7 protein-coding genes are annotated in these 5,755 nt (G+C 44.6%); 5 read left to right on the top strand and 2 right to left on the bottom strand.

From position 1 onward, the window contains the following. The first annotated feature begins 249 nt into the window (after positions 1–249). Positions 250–1,209, top strand: coding sequence for a porin (locus IQR33_RS04790; RefSeq protein ID WP_064354918.1), 960 nt, complete (start codon positions 250–252; stop codon positions 1,207–1,209). A 124-nt stretch (positions 1,210–1,333) separates the two neighbouring features. On the opposite strand, the gene IQR33_RS04785 is transcribed toward IQR33_RS04790, so the two are convergent. Further along, a complete protein-coding gene (locus tag IQR33_RS04785; RefSeq protein ID WP_042521645.1) occupies positions 1,334–2,080 on the bottom strand; it encodes a flagellar brake protein in 747 nt (248 codons plus the stop codon). Between the two features lie 127 nt (positions 2,081–2,207). Here IQR33_RS04785 and IQR33_RS04780 point away from each other — a divergent pair, with 127 nt between their 5' ends. Together IQR33_RS04780 and IQR33_RS04775 are read left to right on the top strand one after the other, a co-directional pair. Beyond that, entirely contained in the window at positions 2,208–2,483 is a 276-nt protein-coding gene (locus tag IQR33_RS04780; protein WP_104976440.1) for a GNAT family N-acetyltransferase, read from the top strand. Then, on the top strand, positions 2,480–3,457 hold the full coding sequence (locus IQR33_RS04775) for a phosphotransferase (RefSeq protein WP_193843554.1): 978 nt from the start codon (positions 2,480–2,482) through the stop codon (positions 3,455–3,457). The genes IQR33_RS04780 and IQR33_RS04775 overlap by 4 nt, the downstream gene beginning before the upstream one ends. A gap of 46 nt (positions 3,458–3,503) precedes the next feature. On the opposite strand, the gene IQR33_RS04770 is transcribed toward IQR33_RS04775, so the two are convergent. Further along, positions 3,504–4,004 carry a GNAT family N-acetyltransferase gene (locus IQR33_RS04770; protein ID WP_017820512.1) on the bottom strand — a complete coding sequence of 167 codons (501 nt, stop codon included), beginning with the start codon at positions 4,002–4,004 and terminating at the stop codon, positions 3,504–3,506. Positions 4,005–4,399: 395 nt separating this feature from the next. Between IQR33_RS04770 and napG the strand changes: the two genes are divergently transcribed. Together napG and napH are read left to right on the top strand one after the other, a co-directional pair. Then, on the top strand, positions 4,400–5,170 hold the full coding sequence (gene napG / locus IQR33_RS04765; protein WP_064376387.1) for a ferredoxin-type protein NapG: 771 nt from the start codon (positions 4,400–4,402) through the stop codon (positions 5,168–5,170). Further along, a partial coding sequence (gene napH, locus IQR33_RS32330) for a quinol dehydrogenase ferredoxin subunit NapH (RefSeq protein WP_228013762.1) occupies positions 5,170–5,755 on the top strand: 586 nt, incomplete at its 3' end. The genes napG and napH, both read left to right, overlap by 1 nt.

Below are 5,755 nucleotides of genomic sequence, written 5' to 3'. Positions count from 1 at the left end.
TGTTTTTACATTTTTTTCGTCAATTTTTTTTTGACGCGAACATTTTTTTTAACTCAACCGATAACTTGATGGTTGAGAGGTATTCATATCGTCATTTTGAGTGGTGTTTTCTTCTATAAGTGCTGTTTATTCAACACGTTGCGTGAAAAATAACAGCTGCTACTATGCCGCCAGTTTTCTCGTTGGTACAGAAAAGTCCTGTTTTTCTGGTGAGAAAACACATATAAAACAATGATATGGAAAATAACAATGAAATTAAAAACTTTAGCTGTAGCAGTGGCGCTAATGGCATCAGGATCTCAAGTTGTCGCTTCAGAACTATACAACCAAGATGGCACTTCTCTTGAGATGGGCGGCCGCGCTGAAGCGCGTCTTTCTATGATGGATGGTAAGGCAGAAGACCGTACTCGCATCCGTCTTAACTTCCTAGGCAAACAGGAAATCAATGAAAACCTATACGGCGTTGGTTTTTGGGAAGGTGAGTTCAAAACAAAAGAAGAAGGTGCCGTAGATAACAATAGTGACCTTGAAACTCGTTACGCTTATGCGGGTCTGGGTGGCAAATACGGTGAAGTAACTTACGGTAAAAACGACGGCGCACTAGTGGTTCTTACTGACTTTACTGACATTATGGCTTACCACGGTAACACAGCAGCACTTAAACTGCCGGTTTCTGACCGTACAGATAACATGCTGTCTTACAAAGGCCAATTCGAGCAACTAGCTGTACGCGCTAGCTACCGTTTTGCTGATCGCACAACAGATGCACAAGGCTTTACAGACAACGAGGAAGATGGCTTCTCTCTATCTGGTGTTTACGCGTTTGCTAACACTGGTTTTGAACTAGGTGCTGGTTACGCAGATCAAAACGACAGCGATGAGTTCATGCTGGTAGCTGCATACTCTGTAGGTGACTTCTACTTCGCTGGTAACTACACTGGCGCGGATATGGATGTTGCAGGTAAGACTTTTGATTACAAAGGCTACGAACTAGCCGCTGCTTACACTATGGGTCAAACTGTATTCACTTCTACGTTCAACAAAGGTGAACTAGAAGACGCAGATACTGTAGAAAACCTAGCTGTTGATGTAACTTACTACTTCAAGCCTAACTTCCGTGGCTACGCATCATACAACTTCGATCTAATGGATAACGAAGGCGCGGCTGAAAAAGATGAGCTAGCGCTAGGTCTACGTTACGACTTCTAAGTCATGACTCTTATCTAAGATACTGCCTTATTCTTAGTAAATAAAAACCCCTTACTGAAAAGTAAGGGGTTTCTTGTTTTCTAGCACTTCAAAGCTTCTTGATAAGCGATAGGGGTTATCAAATCTATCTTTTTAGTGTGAGCTTAGTACCATCAAATTTGAGGTGACTGAGGAGGTTTTTAGCGTTGTTTTTACCAACCTCATCAAACTCCATTCCGTAGCGAGCATAGTGCGTTGATTTTTGTAAATTACAAATACGACCTCGCAACGGCGCTAGCATACGACTTTCTCCGGGCATTGTTAGATCTAATGAAACGTGGTCACCAACCTGAAGTGGTCGGCTCATTGGTGATGTTACAAAACGACAGCCACTACGAGATAAATCTCTTATTTCGCATTCAGTTCGATAGGCTTCTAAACAAACACGCGCTCTCAAATTTACTTCGTAACGCACTTCTTTGCGAAGCTGAAAGACCTGCATAGTGTTGGGTAGGTCTAGCACCAAAATTGGGTACGGATCGCCTAGTCGATGCTGTAATTGGGCCCGAAATGGGATAACGGCCCCTTCACCTCGATGAGAGTAGGCTTTTACATTGATCCAAAAGCCTTCTTGAAAATAGAACTTCAAGTCTTCATCGGAGATGTTCGGAACCTCTATCAATGCAGTATTATTTGAGTGACAGCCAACAAATGTGCTGGTTGTAATAAACTTTGTACCAACAGGGGTGGTGACGTTTAAGCTCACTTCACTGCCGTGTTCGACCATTGCCATTGCATCGGTGCTATTTAATGTACTTGCCTGACGTTCTGGTGCCTTCTTGCTTTGCAGAGGTAGCTTGCCGTCTCTGGCAATTGGGCTCATATTTCTCATTATAATTGTCGTACCTGATGTAAGAAGGTAATCGCGTGAGGCGAAGCAGCACTCTCGCATGGTATCGATTTTATTCAGTGATATAGTTTGATTCAATCAATCTGTAACAAAAATTAGAGAGCAAGATATGCATAAAGTAACTCATGAAGCCACGAATAGTACATTCTGGGTTGATTTAGAGCAGGGCTATAAAGCCAAGTTAATTTATCAGCTTAAGGGTAATGTCATGCACATTACATCAACGGTTGTTCCTGAAGCACTGCGAGGTAAGGGGTACGGAAAAGTGATGATGGAAGCGGTGTTGCCAGAAATTGAGTCACTCGGTTATCAAATCAAACCAGTTTGCCCATATGTTATTCACTACATGGAGAAGAACCAAACGTGGTCACATCTGCTCGCATGATGACTAACAACCACCAACGCTACCAAAATATTGGCCAGGAACTCAATCTAGGTAATTACCGCTCTGTAGAAGTCATACAATCGCTATGGGGAGGCTATGGAGAGTTAGTCCAAGTTACTTATTCTACTCGTTCGGTGATCATTAAGCATGTAAAACTCCCTAAGCCTTCAGAGCATCCTAGAGGCTGGAATACGGACCGTTCTCATCAAAGAAAGTTGCATTCTTATCAGGTGGAAGTGAATTGGTATGAGCATTTTTCCGGAGGGGTGGATACTCGCTGCCGAGTACCACAAGGTCTAAAAACGTTCCAATCGGAGAATGAATGGCTCATTGTGATGGAAGATCTCGCCGAGGTGGGCTTTCCAAAAGTCATCACAGATGCACAGCTAAAGCATCTACAAGCCTGCCTCACTTGGTTGGCGAACTTTCATGCGCGATACATCGATGTTCGTTCGGATAAGTTGTGGCATACCGGTACATACTGGCACTTAGCAACCAGACCCGACGAGCTTGAAGCATTGCAAGACACTGAGCTACAAAATGCGGCTCAATTGATTGATCAAACGCTTTCGCAAGCTAAGTTTAAAACACTAGTACATGGTGATGCCAAATTGGCGAACTTCTGTTTTGATGAAGAAGAATCAAGCGTTGCTGCGGTTGACTTTCAATACGTTGGATGTGGGTGTGCAATGAAAGATGTGGCACTGTTTATGAGTAGCGCCGTTAAGCCAGAACGTTGTGCAGAGATGGAAGTTTGGGTTTTGGATACGTATTTTGCTCAGTTGCAATACGCGCTAATGGTCTATCAACCGAATCTTGACCCTAATGAAGTCGAGCGTGAATGGCGTCCTTTGTTTGCTGTGGCTTGGGCAGACTTTCAGCGATTTGTGAAAGGTTGGAGTTCCGACCACTGGAAGATCAATCCCTACACAGAAGCATTGACTCGCAGAGCGTTGGCTTACTTACGAAAGTGAGTCGAAGTTTAAAAAGAAAAGCCTCCAATTAGTAGGAGGCTTTGTTTTATCTTTGGCCTGGTCTGATGCGCGCCATGTAATAGGTATTGATGAATTCACCATCACGGAAGGAACCGTCAATCGCTTCACCCTCAATTTGAAATCCATGCTTTTTATAAAGCCCAATGGCGGCGTCGTTATCGGCATTGACCTCTATCTGAATTCTTCTCACATTTAACCAGTTATCTGCTAGTTCAGTGACTGTTTCTATCAATTTGCTACCAATACCGAGTCCGTGGAAACTATCATGTACTCCGATGCCAAACGATGCCGTGTGCATCGTTCTTGGACGTAGAGAGTGGTGAAAGCCAATATTACCGACGACTTTACCATCAATTTCAGCGACATAGCTATAAACACCATCAGGTATGTTTGACAATCTTTCCACCCACATCGCGAGCGAAGGCTTTGGGAGTTGCAGGGTTTCACGCTGTGCTTTTGGTTGTGAATAGATTTCTACGAGTGCCGCTGCGTCTTCGACGGTCGTTGGACGTACGATAATTTCCATGCCTCTCTCCTTCGCTTTTTAGTTTTAATTTTTAATCTAACCACAGTTTTCTTATTTGGATAGTATTTTTTTATGTTTAATGGATAAATGCCTTTTAAATTAGCTTGTTATGATGTCTTTTTTTTAATTTTCAGTAGTGATTTATCATCGAATTGAGCGAATAGATTGCAAAGGTGTTGAATTATTGTACTGAGAATGGTGCGTACTGCAGAGTATCGTGGTGAATTTCATGTCGCAGTAAATAAACGCATTTAGTCAAACTGTGATGACGGCACTGTGCGTCAGTTGACTTGAATCAATAGAGGATGGGGTTACCTCCTATGAGGTATAGGGAAACGACACGTTTAGGGCTATTTATGCTTAACTTGATAAGGGAGTTTTGTTGAGGAAATAGCATGAAATCCTCTCAGTCTAAAATATCGCAAAGTCGGCGCCGATTTTTGCGTGATACAGCTCGAACTGCGGCTGGTGTTGGCGCAGCTGCGTGTGTATTGGGCTTACAATCGCTACAAAGCCAAGCTCGAGAAACCAAAGGTGTGCCTATTCGTCCGCCTGGTGCACTGCCGGAAGGCGATTTCGAATCAGCTTGTATTCGATGTGGCTTGTGTGTTCAGGCATGTCCTTACGATACCTTGAAACTTGCGACATTACTTTCACCCGTCGCGACTGGCTCACCTTACTTTACTGCACGCGATATTCCCTGCGAAATGTGCGAAGACATTCCTTGTGTTGTCGCTTGTCCGAGTGGGGCGCTGGATCCGAAACTAACCGATATTGATGATGCTCGAATGGGTACAGCGGTTCTTATTGACCATGAAACTTGCCTTAACTGGCAAGGGTTACGATGCGACGTTTGTTATCGCGTTTGTCCGCTGATTGATGAAGCCATCACGTTAGAGATGGTTCACAACGATCGAACTGGCTATCACGCCAAACTTATCCCTACAGTGAATTCCGAAGTGTGTACCGGATGTGGTAAGTGTGAACAAGCGTGCGTGTTGGATGTCGCTGCTATTAAAGTCGTCCCGACGGATTTGGCGAAAGGCAAAGTGGGCAGCCACTACAATTTTGGTTGGAAAGAGCTCGACAAACCACTCGAAAATATCCTCCCTAGTGAGACGCCTGTGCCGGAAGGTGCGCTTGAATCGCTAAAAGGAGGTAAGTAATGGCAAAGAATTTAGCTCAAAATGCTGGCAAAGAAGCGCTTGAAAAGCTTGGTTGGTGGCGCGCGCATCGGTTTTTGATTTTACGTCGGCTATGTCAGTTCACCATCATTGCGCTATTTATGGCTGGGCCGACGCTGGGAATTCTAACTGGTAATCTGTCATCAAGTATGTTGCTCGATACCGTGCCGTTAAGTGACCCGTTAATTGTGCTTCAAGCTTTGGCGACAGGGCATGTTCCGGAGTTTAATGCGTTGTTAGGCGTAGTGATTGTCGTGGTGTTTTACGCGATTTTGGCGCCGCGCGCATTTTGTGCTTGGGTGTGCCCGTTGAACATCGTGACAGACTTGGCGGCGTGGTTGCGTCGAAAGCTCAACATTAAAGCGAGCTATCGTTGGTCTCCCGTGATTCGTTATTGGCTGATCCCTGTTTTGATGTTGGGCAGTGCGCTGTCTGGCGCAATTCTTTGGACATGGTTAGATCCAGTGGCGGCACTGCATCGCGGGTTGGTGTTTGGTATGGGCGCAGGTTGGGTGTTGATCGCCCTAGTGTTTGTGTTGGATTTACTCTTGGTTGAGCATGGGTGGT

This window comes from Vibrio sp. OPT46 (assembly GCF_015163535.1).
GTDB classification, from domain to species: domain Bacteria; phylum Pseudomonadota; class Gammaproteobacteria; order Enterobacterales; family Vibrionaceae; genus Vibrio; species Vibrio alginolyticus.
The sequence above is the reverse complement of the archived record's forward strand: the minus strand, read 5'-3'. Positions and strand labels throughout refer to the sequence as shown.

Bases quoted from the DNA above. Each gene is read 5' to 3' on its own strand.
- IQR33_RS04790 (WP_064354918.1), top strand. From the start codon at position 250: ATGAAATTAAAAACTTTAGCTGTAGCAGTGGCGCTAATGGCATCAGGA.
- IQR33_RS04785 (WP_042521645.1), bottom strand. From the start codon at position 2,080: ATGAGAAATATGAGCCCAATTGCCAGAGACGGCAAGCTACCTCTGCAA.
- IQR33_RS04780 (WP_104976440.1), top strand. From the start codon at position 2,208: ATGCATAAAGTAACTCATGAAGCCACGAATAGTACATTCTGGGTTGAT.
- IQR33_RS04775 (WP_193843554.1), top strand. From the start codon at position 2,480: ATGATGACTAACAACCACCAACGCTACCAAAATATTGGCCAGGAACTC.
- IQR33_RS04770 (WP_017820512.1), bottom strand. From the start codon at position 4,004: ATGGAAATTATCGTACGTCCAACGACCGTCGAAGACGCAGCGGCACTC.
- napG (WP_064376387.1), top strand. From the start codon at position 4,400: ATGAAATCCTCTCAGTCTAAAATATCGCAAAGTCGGCGCCGATTTTTG.